This window comes from Flavobacterium sp. T12S277, assembly GCF_048514875.1.
GTDB lineage: Bacteria > Bacteroidota > Bacteroidia > Flavobacteriales > Flavobacteriaceae > Flavobacterium.
In genome coordinates this window covers 204,166-218,390 of sequence record NZ_JBLYEG010000004.1, presented here as the reverse complement: position 1 = coordinate 218,390, position 14,225 = coordinate 204,166, and the positions used below count along the sequence as shown (strand labels likewise).

General features: G+C 34.6%; 13 protein-coding genes. 12 read left to right on the top strand and 1 reads right to left on the bottom strand.

The window, feature by feature from the left end:
* The first annotated feature begins 118 nt into the window (after positions 1–118).
* From ACN1CN_RS08685 to ctlX, 3 genes are all read left to right on the top strand, one after another.
* A complete protein-coding gene (locus tag ACN1CN_RS08685) occupies positions 119–1,396 on the top strand; it encodes a citrate synthase (protein WP_264525344.1) in 1,278 nt (425 codons plus the stop codon).
* Between the two features lie 64 nt (positions 1,397–1,460).
* Positions 1,461–2,375 carry a dimethylarginine dimethylaminohydrolase family protein gene (locus tag ACN1CN_RS08680; protein WP_419135377.1) on the top strand — a complete coding sequence of 305 codons (915 nt, stop codon included), beginning with the start codon at positions 1,461–1,463 and terminating at the stop codon, positions 2,373–2,375.
* A gap of 73 nt (positions 2,376–2,448) precedes the next feature.
* Positions 2,449–3,384 (top strand): citrulline utilization hydrolase CtlX, encoded by a 936-nt coding sequence (gene ctlX / locus ACN1CN_RS08675; RefSeq protein ID WP_419135376.1) that lies wholly within the window; start codon positions 2,449–2,451, stop codon positions 3,382–3,384.
* 77 nt (positions 3,385–3,461) lie between these two features.
* Here ctlX and ACN1CN_RS08670 read toward each other — a convergent pair whose 3' ends face one another.
* The gene (locus ACN1CN_RS08670; protein WP_173967247.1) at positions 3,462–4,091 is read right to left on the bottom strand and encodes a MarC family protein; all 630 of its coding nucleotides are present in this window, start codon (positions 4,089–4,091) and stop codon (positions 3,462–3,464) included.
* 153 nt (positions 4,092–4,244) lie between these two features.
* Between ACN1CN_RS08670 and ACN1CN_RS08665 the strand changes: the two genes are divergently transcribed.
* The 9 genes from ACN1CN_RS08665 (at position 4,245) to ACN1CN_RS08625 (ending at position 14,217) form a co-directional block, all read left to right on the top strand.
* The gene (locus tag ACN1CN_RS08665) at positions 4,245–4,610 is read left to right on the top strand and encodes a CoA-binding protein (protein ID WP_173967248.1); all 366 of its coding nucleotides are present in this window, start codon (positions 4,245–4,247) and stop codon (positions 4,608–4,610) included.
* Positions 4,611–4,696: 86 nt separating this feature from the next.
* Positions 4,697–5,317, top strand: coding sequence for a recombination mediator RecR (recR, locus tag ACN1CN_RS08660; RefSeq protein ID WP_264525341.1), 621 nt, complete (start codon positions 4,697–4,699; stop codon positions 5,315–5,317).
* 70 nt (positions 5,318–5,387) lie between these two features.
* On the top strand, positions 5,388–6,182 hold the full coding sequence (locus ACN1CN_RS08655) for a polysaccharide biosynthesis/export family protein (RefSeq protein ID WP_264525340.1): 795 nt from the start codon (positions 5,388–5,390) through the stop codon (positions 6,180–6,182).
* Positions 6,183–6,197: 15 nt separating this feature from the next.
* On the top strand, positions 6,198–8,639 hold the full coding sequence (locus ACN1CN_RS08650) for a polysaccharide biosynthesis tyrosine autokinase (RefSeq protein ID WP_419135375.1): 2,442 nt from the start codon (positions 6,198–6,200) through the stop codon (positions 8,637–8,639).
* Positions 8,640–8,649: 10 nt separating this feature from the next.
* Complete coding sequence (locus tag ACN1CN_RS08645; protein ID WP_419135374.1) at positions 8,650–9,633, top strand: SDR family oxidoreductase; 984 nt, start codon at positions 8,650–8,652, stop codon at positions 9,631–9,633.
* Positions 9,634–9,662: 29 nt separating this feature from the next.
* Entirely contained in the window at positions 9,663–11,054 is a 1,392-nt protein-coding gene (locus ACN1CN_RS08640) for a UDP-glucose 6-dehydrogenase (protein ID WP_419135373.1), read from the top strand.
* An 80-nt stretch (positions 11,055–11,134) separates the two neighbouring features.
* A complete protein-coding gene (locus ACN1CN_RS08635; RefSeq protein WP_264525336.1) occupies positions 11,135–11,599 on the top strand; it encodes a UpxY family transcription antiterminator in 465 nt (154 codons plus the stop codon).
* A gap of 269 nt (positions 11,600–11,868) precedes the next feature.
* Positions 11,869–13,182, top strand: coding sequence for a nucleotide sugar dehydrogenase (locus ACN1CN_RS08630; protein ID WP_264525335.1), 1,314 nt, complete (start codon positions 11,869–11,871; stop codon positions 13,180–13,182).
* A gap of 27 nt (positions 13,183–13,209) precedes the next feature.
* Positions 13,210–14,217 (top strand): mannose-1-phosphate guanylyltransferase, encoded by a 1,008-nt coding sequence (locus ACN1CN_RS08625; protein WP_419135372.1) that lies wholly within the window; start codon positions 13,210–13,212, stop codon positions 14,215–14,217.
* Positions 14,218–14,225: the final 8 nt, after the last annotated feature.

Here is a 14,225-nt window from a genome sequence, read left to right as displayed (position 1 = left end):
CGACGGATGGTTTTTTTTTGGAGTTTTAACAAATTCATAGCAGGATTCTTTTTTTAATTAGTCTTAAATTCCTTAGATTTGATAAATTATTATTTTAAAGATTTATTTCCGATATATTATGTCAAAAATAGCTACATTAGAAGTAGATGGTCAAAAAATTGAACTTCCGGTAATCACGGGGAGTGAAAATGAATCAGCTATCGATATTAACAAATTACGTGATTTAACTGGTATTATTACTTTAGACCCTGGATATAAAAACTCAGGTTCTTGTAAGAGTGAAATCACATTCTTAGACGGAGAATTAGGTATTTTACGTTACAGAGGATATTCAATTGAAGATGTTGCTGAAAAAGCAAGCTTCTTAGAAGTATCTTATCTGTTAATTTTTGGAGAATTACCAACAGCTCAGGAATTGGAGCAATTTGAAAATGGTATTAAAAAACATACTTTGGTAAACGAAGAAATGAAAAATATCATTGATGGTTTCCCAAAAACAGCTCATCCAATGGGTGTTTTATCTGCTTTGACTAGTGCTTTAACAGCATTTAATCCAAAGGCAGTAAATGTTGAAAATGAAAAAGAAATGTACGAAGCCATTTGTAAAACAATGGGTAAATTTCTTGTAATTGCAACATGGACTTACAGAAAATCTATGGGGTATCCGTTGAATTATTATGATAATACAACCGGTTACGTTGAAAACTTCATGCAATTAATGTTTAAATTGCCTACAGGACCTTACTCAGCAAATCCAATTGTAATTGATGCATTAGATAAATTATTTATTCTTCATGCAGATCACGAACAAAATTGTTCTACTTCAACAGTAAGAATGGTAGGTTCATCTCATGCTGGTTTATTTGCTTCTATTTCTGCAGGAGTTTCTGCGCTTTGGGGACCTCTACACGGAGGTGCTAACCAGGCAGTACTTGAAATGTTGGAAGAAATCAACAAAGATGGTGGAGATACTGAAAAATTCTTAGCAAAAGCAAAAGATAAAAACGATCCTTTCCGTTTAATGGGATTTGGTCATAGAGTTTACAAAAGCTTCGATCCAAGAGCAAAAATCATCAAAAAAGCAGCTAAAGAAGTAATGGATACTTTAGGTGTTGAAGATCCGATTTTGGAAATTGCTAAAAAATTAGAGGCAGCAGCTCTTGAAGATGAGTACTTCAAATCAAGAAATTTATATCCAAATGTTGACTTCTACTCTGGAATTATTTACAGAGCATTAGGAATCCCAACAGATATGTTTACTGTAATGTTTGCTATCGGAAGATTACCAGGCTGGATCGCGCAATGGAAAGAAATGCGTGAGAACAAGGAGCCAATCGGCCGACCAAGACAAATTTACACTGGACACCCGTTGAGAGAGTTTAAGTCAAACAAATAAAAAAAATTAAAGCTTCACTTAACTGTGAAGCTTTTTTTATCTTTGCTCAAAATACAATATAGTTATGTTGCAATTAAATATAAAGAACGAAACGTCAAGGCTGCGGGCAGTAGTTTTGGGTTCTGCAGTTCATAATGGGCCAACTCCAACTTTAGAGGAAGCTTATGATCCTAAATCGTTGGAACATATTAAAGCAGGTACTTATCCTATCGAAAAAGATATGGTTGCCGAAATGGATGCTTTTAATGCTGTTTTTCAAAAATATGATGTAAAAGTGTATCGTCCTGAAATGATTGAAAATTACAATCAGATTTTTGCGAGAGATATAGGTTTTGTGATAGATGATACTTTTGTGAAATCAAATATTCTGCCGGACAGAGAACGTGAGTTGGATGCCATTCAATATGTAATCGATCAGATGGACCCTTTAAAAGTAGTTCGTCCGCCAGAGGAAGTTCATATTGAAGGAGGAGATGTTATGTTGTGGAACGATCATGTTTTTATTGGAACTTATAAGGGAAGTGATTATAAAGATTATATTACAGCAAGAACAAATATGCAGGGTGTAGATTTTATAAAAAGAACGTTTCCGAATAAAATTGTCAAAGAATTCGATTTGGTGAAATCGAAATTGGAAGCTCGTGACAATGCTTTACACCTCGACTGTTGTTTTCAGCCTGTTGGAAAAGATAAAGGGATTATTTATAAGAGAGGTTTCCGTGAAGAAGCCGATTATTTGTATTTGGTAAATCTTTTTGGAATAGAAAATTTATTTCATATCGAAAGAAATGAGATGTATAACATGTTCTCAAATGTATTTTCGATTGACGAAAATGTAGTGGTTTCTGAGAAAAACTTCACCCGTTTGAACAATTGGCTTCGCGCTAATGGTTTTATTGTTGAAGAAATTCCATATGCAGAAATTGCAAAGCAGGAGGGATTGTTGAGATGTTCCACTTTACCATTAATAAGAGACTAAAAAAGTTTCAGGTTTCAGGTTTCACGTTCCATTAACATGAAACCTGAAACCTGAAACCAAAAAAACATATAAAATGAAACAAACCACAAATGCAATTGTAATGATTCGGCCAGTTGCTTTCAGAATGAATGAGCAAACGGCAGTGAATAATTATTACCAAAAGGTATTGGACGGACTTTTACCAAGTACGGTAAATGCAAAAGCACAACAGGAATTTGATGTCTTTGTTGAGAAGCTTAGAGCAGTTGGAGTAGATGTTACTGTTGTTGAGGATACGCTGGAAACAGATACGCCGGACAGTATTTTTCCAAATAACTGGATTTCATTTCATGAAAATGGAGATGTAGCTTTGTATCCAATGTTTGCAGAAAACCGTCGTCAGGAACGTCGTGAAGATATTCTGGATACACTTGAAGATAAAGGTTTCGAAATTGCTAACATAGTCGATTATACGTCGGCAGAAGAAGATGGTTTTTTCTTAGAGGGAACCGGAAGTTTACTGTTAGATCGCGCAAATGGAAAAGCGTATTGTGCTTTGTCTCCTCGCGCTGACGAAGAGCTATTTATTGAATTCTGTGAAGATTTTGATTATGCTCCTGTTATTTTTGAAGCTTTTCAAACTGTTGACGGAGAACGTAAACTGATTTATCATACGAATGTAATGATGTGTTTGGGTGAAACTTTTGCCGTTATTTGTGCCGATTGTATCGATGATAAAAAAGAGCGTAAAATGGTTCTGGAAAATCTTAAAGCGGATAAAAAAGAAGTTATTTTGATTACAGAAGCGCAGGTTAATAATTTTGCCGGTAACATGCTTGAAGTTCGTGGGACAAATGATAAGAGGTATATCGTAATGAGTGCATCTGCCCATCAGAGTCTGACGCCAAAACAAATTGCACAATTAGAAAGTCACGCTGAAATCTTAAGTTCGAGTTTAGATACTATTGAGGCCTGCGGAGGTGGAAGTGCCAGATGTATGATGGCTGAAGTGTTTTTGCCAAGAAGTTAAATAACATTCTTAAGTATAGAAAAAGGGGATAAAACGTATGTTTTATCCCCTTTTTGTTTGTTGCTATTAAAGAGATCTTACATCAGGTTTCCTTTAACGATATTGATGATAGAGCTAACGATGTATTGAATTCCAATTGAAATTACGATAAAACCAACGATTCGGGATATGGCTACAATTCCTGAAGCACCGAGTATTCGGGCCAAATAATGTGCACTTTTTAAAATGGCAAAAATAGTAAATGCAATTGCCAGGATAGCTGAGCATGAAATTATAATTTCGTTTATTCCGTGATGTTCCTGGTAAAAAGCAATTAACAAAGACATCGATCCCGGGCCGGCAAGCATTGGTATTGCCAAAGGTGTTAAAGCGATGTCGTTTCTTTGTTGTGCATCAGTTTCAATTTTTTTATTGATTCCTCGTTTTTTATTGAATTTTCCTGAAAGTAAAGAAAAACCAGAATTTACAATTACAATTCCGCCGGCAATTCTTAAAGCATCAATGCTAATTCCGAAAAAAGTCAAAACATACTGACCGATAAAATAAGAAACCAATAAAATGATTCCAACATTTATCGCGGTCCAAAGAGAAATACGGGAACGTTCTTTTTGAGAATCATGTTGTGTTAAGCCCACAAAAATGGGGACTGTTCCGATCGGGTTCAAAACGGAAAAGAGAGCGGCAAATAAATAAATGAATAAATCCATAGTGTCTAGGTTAGTGCCGTAAAAATAGACATTTTTTGAAACTTCAGGATAAAATCGTACACGGATATTGTTTTTTATTGCAGTTAATTCTAAATCGATAAGCTAGAAATAAGCTCATTCTTTTTGATTACTTTTGCAGTATATTTAAAAATGATGAAAAATAAGAAAACCCTTGTTCTTGGTGCTACTACAAAACCGGAACGTTACGCTTTTAGAGCTATAAATATGTTAGTTGAAAAAGGACATACTGTTTTGGCAATTGGTCAAAATACTGGTGAAGTTGCCGGTGTGAAGATACATACGAAAACAATCCCTGTGAAAAATATCGATACTGTAACTTTGTATTTGAATCCTGCCCGTCAGCGTGATTATTACAATTACATTATAGAAGCACAGCCTAAAAGGGTTGTTTTTAATCCAGGTTCAGAAAATCCTGAATTTTACCAATTGTTAGAATTGAATAATATTAAGGCAGAAGTAGCTTGTACTTTGGTTTTATTGGCTACAAATCAGTACTAATTCGTTTGTTTTTGAGCTCGAAAAAATAGGGAAACTCAATTTCAATCGGATCTGAAAAGAAATATTAATGTATTACTTTTGTCGTCATGGAATTTTCATCAAAATTAATAGAAAAAGCAGTTAGCGAAATGTCTCAGTTGCCTGGAATTGGCAAACGTACGGCATTGCGATTAGTGCTGCATTTGTTAAAACAGCCCAAAGAACAAACCGGTTTTTTATCTCAGGCGCTATTGAATATGCGTGAGAATATTAAATTTTGCGAAAATTGTCATAATATTTCAGATACAAAAGTCTGCGAAATTTGTGCCAATTTATCACGCAATCACCAAACGATCTGTGTGGTCGAGGATATTCGTGACGTTATGGCGATTGAAAATACAGGTCAGTACAAAGGAATTTATCATGTGCTGGGAGGTAAAATTTCTCCAATTGAAGGAGTTGGTCCAAGTCAGTTGAACATTTCAAGTCTGGTTGAAAAAGTCAAAGCCGGAAAAGTTGTAGAGATCATCTTTGCGCTGAGCTCAACAATGGAAGGTGATACCACTAATTTCTATATTTATAAACAAATTGCGGAATCAGAAATCATAATTTCTACAATTGCAAGAGGGATTTCGGTGGGAGATGAATTGGAATATGCTGATGAAATTACCCTTGGCCGAAGTATTTTACATCGGGTTCCATTCGAAAAAACTTTCAAAAACAATTAAATAAACCCAAATAACGCTTAGATTTTCTGAAGATTAAAGGAAAAGCTATATTTGCGATAAAATTTCACTAATGACAAAAAACGGCTTTTATATCCTGCTATTGATTAGCATACTATTTACATCTTGTATTCCGGTTAAAGACATGGTTTATTTACAGGATAAAAATAACTCCGGAGAGCAGAATAATATTGCTGCTGTCGAGTCTAAGCCTTACAGGTTACAGGTAAACGATGTTTTGAGTATTGATATAAAAGCAATAGATCCTAAGTTAGTTTCGATTTTTAATACTACGGATAGTGCTACTTCGGGAGCAGGGAAATCGGAATCAGGGTTGTATTTTAATGGATTTACGGTTGACGATCATGGTAATATCAGAATGCCGGTTTTAGGAGAAATTAATGTTATTGGGTATACTCTTGAAGAGATTCGTGTTCGAATTGAAAAAAAACTACTGGAAGAATATTTTAAAAGTGAAGCCAATATTTTTGTTACGGTAAAATTGGCCGGTTTTAGATATACCATAAATGGAGAAGTAGGTAGTACCGGGACTAAAACGCTGTTTCAGGAACATGTAAATATTATGGAAGCTATTGCAAATGCTGGAGATATCTCCATTACAGGTAATAGAAAAGCAGTAACTGTAATTCGTCAAACGCCAACAGGTGTTCAGATGCAGGATATAGATCTGACGGATATAAATGTAATGAAATCACCTTATTTTTATTTACAGCCTAACGATTATATTTATGTGAAACCGGTTAAGCAAAAATCTTGGGGAACAGGAAAAACAGGGATAGAATCGATTACTACAATTATTACGGTTTTGTCTTTGGCGACAACGGTATATTTGTTGCTTAAAAACTAAAATTAAATTCAAAAGATGTTAGATATAAAAGATTTTTCCATTTTTGAAAATCATTCAAATTTTGATTTTAAGGGATTCTTGCTTAAAATAGCCAGTTACTGGAAATTATTTTTAGTCAGTCTGATAATAGCTTTTGCTATCGCTTATCAGGTAAACATTCGTAAAGAAAAAATTTACGGAATGCAGACTATGGTTTCGATTAAGGAAGAACGAAATCCTTTTTTTACCTCCAATACAAGTTTAGTATTTAATTGGGGAGGTGTTTCAGATCAGGTAAACGGAATCACAACTGTGATACAATCAAGATCGCACAACGAGCTGGTTGTCGATAAATTACAGTTTTATATTGATTATCTTGTTCAGGGAAAATACAATTTAGTTGATGCTTACGGTGCGGTTCCTTTTTATATAAAAATTGACAAAACAAAAGCACAGCTCGCGAATACATTAATTGGAATTAAGTTTTTAAGCCCAAATGTGTATGAGATCCGAATTCCGTTTGAAACTAACTCGGCATCCTTAATTAATTACTCCACTAAAACGTATAGCAATACTGCGATTCAGCCCAAAGAATATGTAAGAAGATGTAAAACGGGGGAACCGGTTGTGCTTCCTTTTTTAAATTGGAATTTACAGATAAATGACAACCCGGGTTTATATACCGGAAACGAGTATTTTGTCCGATTTAATGATTTTGACGGAACAGTATCGCGCTATAGAGGAGTAAGTGTTGACTCTGACGAGAAAGGAGGTTCGATCCTGACCCTTGGAATGCAGGGGACGAACAAAGCCAGAATGGTTGAGTATTTGAATTCGACAGTAAAGATGTTAATCAAAATTCAGCTTGATGGGAAAAATCAGTTTGCGACAAATACCATTCGATTTATCGATAGTACTCTTATTGCTATGGAAACGCAATTGAAGCAAACAGGTAATGAGCTGAAATCGTTCAGAAAAGATAAAAACATTTACGAAATTGAAGGTGGAGGTGCTAAGGTTTCGGATAAAATAATGGATTTTGATGTTGAAAAAGATCAGGTCACAAGAAAAATTGCGTATTATAATTCTTTAAAATCATATTTAAATAATAGCAACGATTATTCAAGATTGCCGGCTCCTACAGTAGCAGGGATTGAAGATCCAAATGTTGTTGTGAATGTGTCGAAACTTATTGCGCTTTCTACACAAAGATCAGAAATGGCTTATGCAGTAAAAAGCGATAAGATTTTCAAGGATTTTGACAGTCAAATGCAGGCTATAAAAAGTGTTTTATTAGAAAATATAGCTTCTGCAAAAGGATCATTACTGACCGATTTAGCTATGGTAAATGCGAAAATAGGTCAGGCAGAAAGTACTGTAAAAAAACTTCCGGAAGAACAGCAGGAGTTGTTAAAGATTCAAAGAAAATATGACTTAAGTGACAATATTTACACAGAATTTCTGAAAAAAAGAAATGAAGCTGAGATCGTAAAAGCGTCCAATTTGTCAGACATTCATTTTATTGATCCTGCGAAAGATATTGGAGGCGGATTAATCGGTCCTAAAACTTCTGTGAATTATGTATTGGCCTTGTTTCTGGGTACACTACTTCCGTTGTTATTCGTTTTTGGAATTTTCTTTGTGAATAATTCGATTCAGAATACCGAAGATGTTAGTAAATTGACTCAGATACCGTTAATTGGAATCATTGGTGTAAACAAAGACTCTTTGAATCTGGCCGTATTTGACAAGCCAAAATCGGCATTATCTGAAGCATTTAGAGCTATTCGTTCTTCGTTGCAGTTTTTGTATAAAAAACAACAGGTAAGTGGTTCAAAAACGTTAATGATTACCTCGTCTATAAGTGGTGAAGGGAAGACTTTTTGTTCGATCAATATTGCGACAGTATTTGCTTTGAGTGAAAAGAAAACCGTAATTCTTGGTTTGGATTTGAGAAAACCCAGATTGGCAGATGAGTTTAATTTAAAAAATCAAATAGGTGTTGTGAATTACCTCATTAAACAAAATAGTTTAAGTGAAATTACAAACCAGACGCAGATTCCCAATCTTGACGTTATACTTTCAGGGCCAATTCCACCAAATCCTTCAGAACTTATTCTGAGTGATGCGATGGGGGAATTAATCCTGGAACTGAAACAAAAGTATGATTATATTATTTTGGATACGCCTCCGGTTGGATTAGTTTCGGATGCATTAGAATTGGCACAATTTGCAGACGTGACACTATATATAGTAAGACAGAATTATACCAAAAAGGATATGATTACCTTGCTGAATACCAGAGTTAAAAGAGGCGAGTTGAATAACGCGAGCATCGTTTTAAATGGTTATGAGAATAAGGCAAAATACGGTGCCGCTTATGGGTATGGTTATGGTGCTTATGCAAATGGTTACCATGATGAGGAAGTGAAAGTAAGTTTATGGAGTAGAATTTTGAAGAAGTTTAATAAAAAATAATTCGAAATAAATGGATACATCAAAACAATATACAATTTTGATTACTGGCGGTGCAGGATTTATTGGATCGAATTTGTCTGAGTATTTTTTAGGACTTGGTCATAAAGTAATTTGTCTGGATAATTTTTCAACGGGGCATCACCATAATTTAAAGGATTTTATTTCGAACTCTAATTTTAAATTAATTGAAGGAGATATTCGAAATAGTGCTGATTGTGTTTTGGCAGTTGAAGGAGTCGATTATGTTTTGCATCAGGCTGCTTTAGGTTCTGTTCCGAGATCAATCAATGATCCTATTACAACAAATGATGTAAATGTCTCCGGCTTTTTAAATATGTTGGTAGCTGCTCGTGATGCAAAAGTTAAAAGGTTTATATATGCGGCAAGTTCATCAACTTATGGAGATTCTCAAGGATTACCAAAGGTAGAAGAAGTTATAGGGAAACCCCTGTCTCCGTATGCCATCACAAAGTATGTAAATGAATTATATGCTGAGATTTTTAGTAGAACCTATGGATTAGAAACTATCGGATTGCGGTATTTTAATGTTTTTGGAAGAAAACAAGATCCTAATGGGGCCTATGCAGCAGTAATTCCGAAGTTTGTGATGCAACTCATGAAATATGAAAGTCCGGTGATTAACGGCGATGGGAATTATTCTCGTGATTTTACTTATATCGATAATGTAATTCAGATGAACGAATTGGCAATGACAAGCCAGAATCCTGCTGCAATTAATACGGTTTACAATACAGCCTTTGGTGATCGAAATTCTTTAAATGATTTGATTGGATATTTAAAAGAATATTTGAGTGAGTTCGATTCAAAAATTGGAGAGGTAGAAATTGTATATGGACCCAATAGAGCAGGAGATATTCCGCATTCATTAGCAAGTATCGATAAAGCGAGGACTGTATTGGGGTATGATCCAAAATACTCCTTACAAGATGGTTTAAAAGAGGCTGTAAGCTGGTACTGGAATAATTTAAAATAAAAACAAGGATCAAGATAATAGTAAAGTAAATGAAAATTACAAAAATTTGTTGCATTGGTGCAGGTTATGTTGGAGGTCCAACAATGGCAGTAATTGCTCAAAAATGTCCACATATTCAAGTGACTGTTGTCGATTTGAACGAGCAAAGAATTAAAGACTGGAACGATCCTGATACGAATAATATTCCGATTTACGAACCGGGACTTTCGGAAATAGTAGCAGAGGCCAGAGGGAGGAATCTTTTCTTTTCAACAGAAGTAGAAAAGGCGATTGATGAGGCTCAGGTAATCTTTATTTCTGTAAATACCCCAACTAAAACCTACGGAAAAGGGAAAGGTATGGCCGCCGATTTAAAATATATTGAATTGTGTGCCAGACAAATCGCAAAAGTAGCGAAACAGAATAAAATTGTTGTTGAGAAATCGACTTTGCCAGTGCGCACGGCCGAAGCAATAAAAAGTATTTTGGATAATACCGGAAATGGAGTACAGTTTCAGATTTTATCGAATCCGGAATTTCTAGCCGAAGGAACTGCTGTTACTGATTTATTAAATCCTGATAGAATCCTGATCGGAGGCGATACAACACCAGAAGGCGAAGTGGCGATAAATGCTTTAGTTGATGTTTATGCAAACTGGGTAAGCAAAGATAAAATCTTAACCACCAATGTCTGGTCGTCAGAATTGTCTAAATTAACAGCAAATGCTTTTTTAGCACAACGTATTTCGTCTATAAATGCAATGTCTGAATTGTGTGAAAAAACAGGTGCCGATGTTAACGAGGTCGCTCGTGCTATTGGAATGGATAGTAGAATAGGACCTAAATTCTTGAAAGCATCAGTTGGTTTTGGAGGCTCTTGTTTTCAAAAAGATATTCTCAATTTGGTATATATAGCAAAATCGTATGGTTTGAACGAGGTTGCCGATTATTGGGAACAGGTGATTATAATGAATGATCATCAAAAGAAAAGATTTTCTAATAAAATTGTTCAGACGCTATACAATACGGTTGCGGATAAGAAGATTACCTTTTTAGGCTGGGCATTCAAAAAAGATACAAATGATACCAGAGAATCTGCGGCAATTTATGTGGCGGATGATTTGATTAATGAACAGGCAAGTATAGCGGTTTATGATCCTAAAGTTTCTGGCAATAAAATACAGAGTGATTTAAATTATTTGGAGACGAGGTCAGTTGAAGAGAATAAAGCCAGAGTTGTAACGTTTGATAACGCTTATGAGGCTTGTAAAGATGCTCACGCTATAGCTGTTTTAACAGAATGGGATGAGTTTACCACTTACGACTGGCAAAGAATATATGATTCAATGCATAAGCCGGCTTTCCTTTTTGATGGAAGAAATATCTTAAATGCGAAAGAACTGGAGTCAATTGGTTTTATTTATAATGGGATAGGTTCCTAATTGAGATTGGTATTGAAGTAAAATTTGATATAAAAGAAGAAAGACGGTGTTGGAAATTTTATTCATTGTAAAAGGAAATTATGAATTGGTATGTTGTTTATACAAAGCCTAAATGGGAGAAGAAAGTTGCGGATAGACTGAGTCAAATAGGTATTGAATGTTATTGTCCACTAATCACTCAGGTGAAAGAATGGTCAGACAGAAAGAAGAAAATTGAAGTTCCTCTTTTCAATTCATACGTATTTGTTCAATTGAAAGATATTGATCGTAATTCTGTTTTTCAGATAGCAGGAGTAGTGCGCTATTTGTTTTGGCTGGGTAAACCTGCAATTGTTCGTGATGAAGAAATTAATAGCATAAAAGCAAGTCTTAAGGCTCCAAATATAAGTGATATATCAGTAACTTCAATTCAGGCCGGAGATCGGATAAAAATAGAAGCAGGAGTTTTTAGTAATCAGGAAGCGATTGTTCAGGAGGTTTCAAATACACATTATATATTGGTTTTAGAATCTTTGGGCTGTGTTCTTAAAATAAAATACAAATAATTTAGTTATAGTTTAGCGATTTCAGTTAAAACAGAGGGTGAAATTCTTTAGTTTAAGATTTTATTTCTCTGTTTTTTTTATAATGTGATTTTTTGCATACTGATTGAGAGTGGGTTATTGAGCTGTTTTTTTTTAATAGTCTATATTTTTAAGTATTACGGGAAGCCGTATTGATTAAATTGAGTTAATATACTATATTTGCCGAAAATGATTTTAGGGTATCTGTGTCAAAAATTTTGTGACTCAGAAGGGCGAAGCCGTGAATTGAAATGACTGAAGTGGATAAAAAAGAATACATGTTGGATGGAAACATAAAAATAGCTGTTATCGGCCTAGGTTATGTTGGTTTACCTTTAGCCAGATTATTTGCTACTAAATATGCAGTTGTTGGTTTTGATATAAATGAAGAGCGAGTTTCTTCTCTAAAATCGGGTACAGATACTACACTAGAAGTAGATGACGAGACTTTACAGAAAGTTTTGGTGGATAATTCTAATTCTCAGATAGGCTTATATTGCACTACTTCACTTAATGATATAGCAGATTGCAACTACTTTGTGATAACTGTTCCAACTCCGGTCGATAAAAATAATCGCCCAGATTTAACTCCTTTATACAAATCGAGTGAGTCAGTTGGTAAGATATTAAAAAAGGGAGATGTTGTAATTTATGAATCTACAGTATATCCAGGGGTTACTGAAGAGCAGTGTGTACCAGTTCTAGAAAAATTTTCAGGATTGACATTCAATAAGGACTTTTTTGCAGGATATTCTCCTGAAAGAATAAATCCGGGAGATAAAGAGCATACTGTTGAGAAGATCTTAAAAGTAACTTCAGGATCAACCCCAGAGATTGGAATAAAAGTGGATACACTTTATAAATCTGTAATTACTGCCGGAACACATTTGGCACCTTCAATAAAAGTAGCTGAAGCTGCAAAAGTTATAGAAAATTCTCAACGGGATATTAATATAGCTTTTGTAAATGAACTAGCTAAGATATTCAATTTAATGAATATCGATACACAGGAAGTATTAGATGCTGCTGCTACAAAATGGAACTTTTTACCTTTCAAACCAGGATTGGTTGGAGGTCACTGCATTGGTGTAGATCCTTATTATTTAGCACAGAGAGCCCAGGAATTTGGGTATCATCCTGAAATAATTTTGGCAGGACGACGTTTGAATGACAGCATGGGGGAGTATGTCGCTTCTCAGGTAGTAAAATTGATGATTAAAAAAGGAATTTCAGTTAATGGAGCAAATCTTCTGATGCTTGGAATTACATTTAAAGAAAACTGCCCGGACGTTAGAAATACAAAAATTGTTGATGTAATCAAAGCGTTAAAAGAATACGGAATCGCTGTTACATTATACGATCCGTTAGCTAATATAGAAGAAGTTAGAAAAGAATATAAATTAGAAACTATTAATTCTGTTCCAAAAGAAAAATTTGATGCTATTGTACTTGGAGTAGCGCATAAAGAATTTTTAAAATTGGAATTTTCAGAATTGCAAAAAGAAAATAGTTTATTATACGATGTAAAAGGAGTCTTAGGTACTTTAGCCGATAACAGGTTATAGTACTGGCTCTTTTTTATTTAAAGAAAAATGAAAACAAGTAATTCAATCATACATGTGATCTTGACCGGAGGAGTTGGTAGCAGATTGTGGCCCCTTTCAAGGAAAAGTCAGCCAAAGCAATATTTGGAAATGTTTGAAGGGAAGTCCTTATTTGAAATGACTGTAGATCGCAATAGTCATTTAGCAGATAAAGTTATGGTGGTTGGCAATGTTGATAACCATGTCCTTAGTGCGAAAGTGATGGGTAAGTCTAAAAAGGCTTATGTTAATATTGTTGAATCGACTCCTCGTAATACTGCTGCTGCAATTGCTTTTGCTGCATTTGCTTCTGATCCGGATGATATTTTAATTGTAACACCTTCTGATCATATTATTGAAAAGATGGAAGATTACAATAAAGCTATAAATGAAGCTGTCGTGAAGGCAAAAGAAGGTTTCATAGTAACTTTTGGGATTATTCCAACTAAGCCAGAAACCGGATATGGCTATATTGAATCAAGAGGTGATGAAGTGATTTCATTTCGTGAAAAGCCAAACGAGACAACAGCTAAAAATTTTATAGCAAGAGGAAATTTTTTATGGAATAGTGGTATGTTTTGTTTTAAAGCGGGAGTTTTATTAGAAGAGCTAAAGCAATATCAACCCGATGTTTTTGAAAAGTCAAAAGCAGTTTGGGAAGTAAACAAAGAAGGGTTTTTAGATTTAAATTTATCATTAGAAATCCCGTCAATAAGTATCGATTATGCTGTGATGGAACGCAGTAAGAAAATAAAAGTAGTTCCTGCGGCATTCTCATGGTCTGATTTAGGTTCTTTTGAATCGGTTTACGATTATTTAGTTTCTAGAGGTCATTCTATAGATGATAACGGAAACATGGTTATTGGTACCGAAAAATATACTGCATTTTTAGGATTGAGAAATACAATTTTTGTCTATACTAGTACTGCAAACTTGATCCTTCAAAAGGAAAGCTCGCAAGATGTAAAAGATTTATATTGTGAATTAGAAAGGCAAAATTCAGAATTGTTAAATTAATTTGAAAT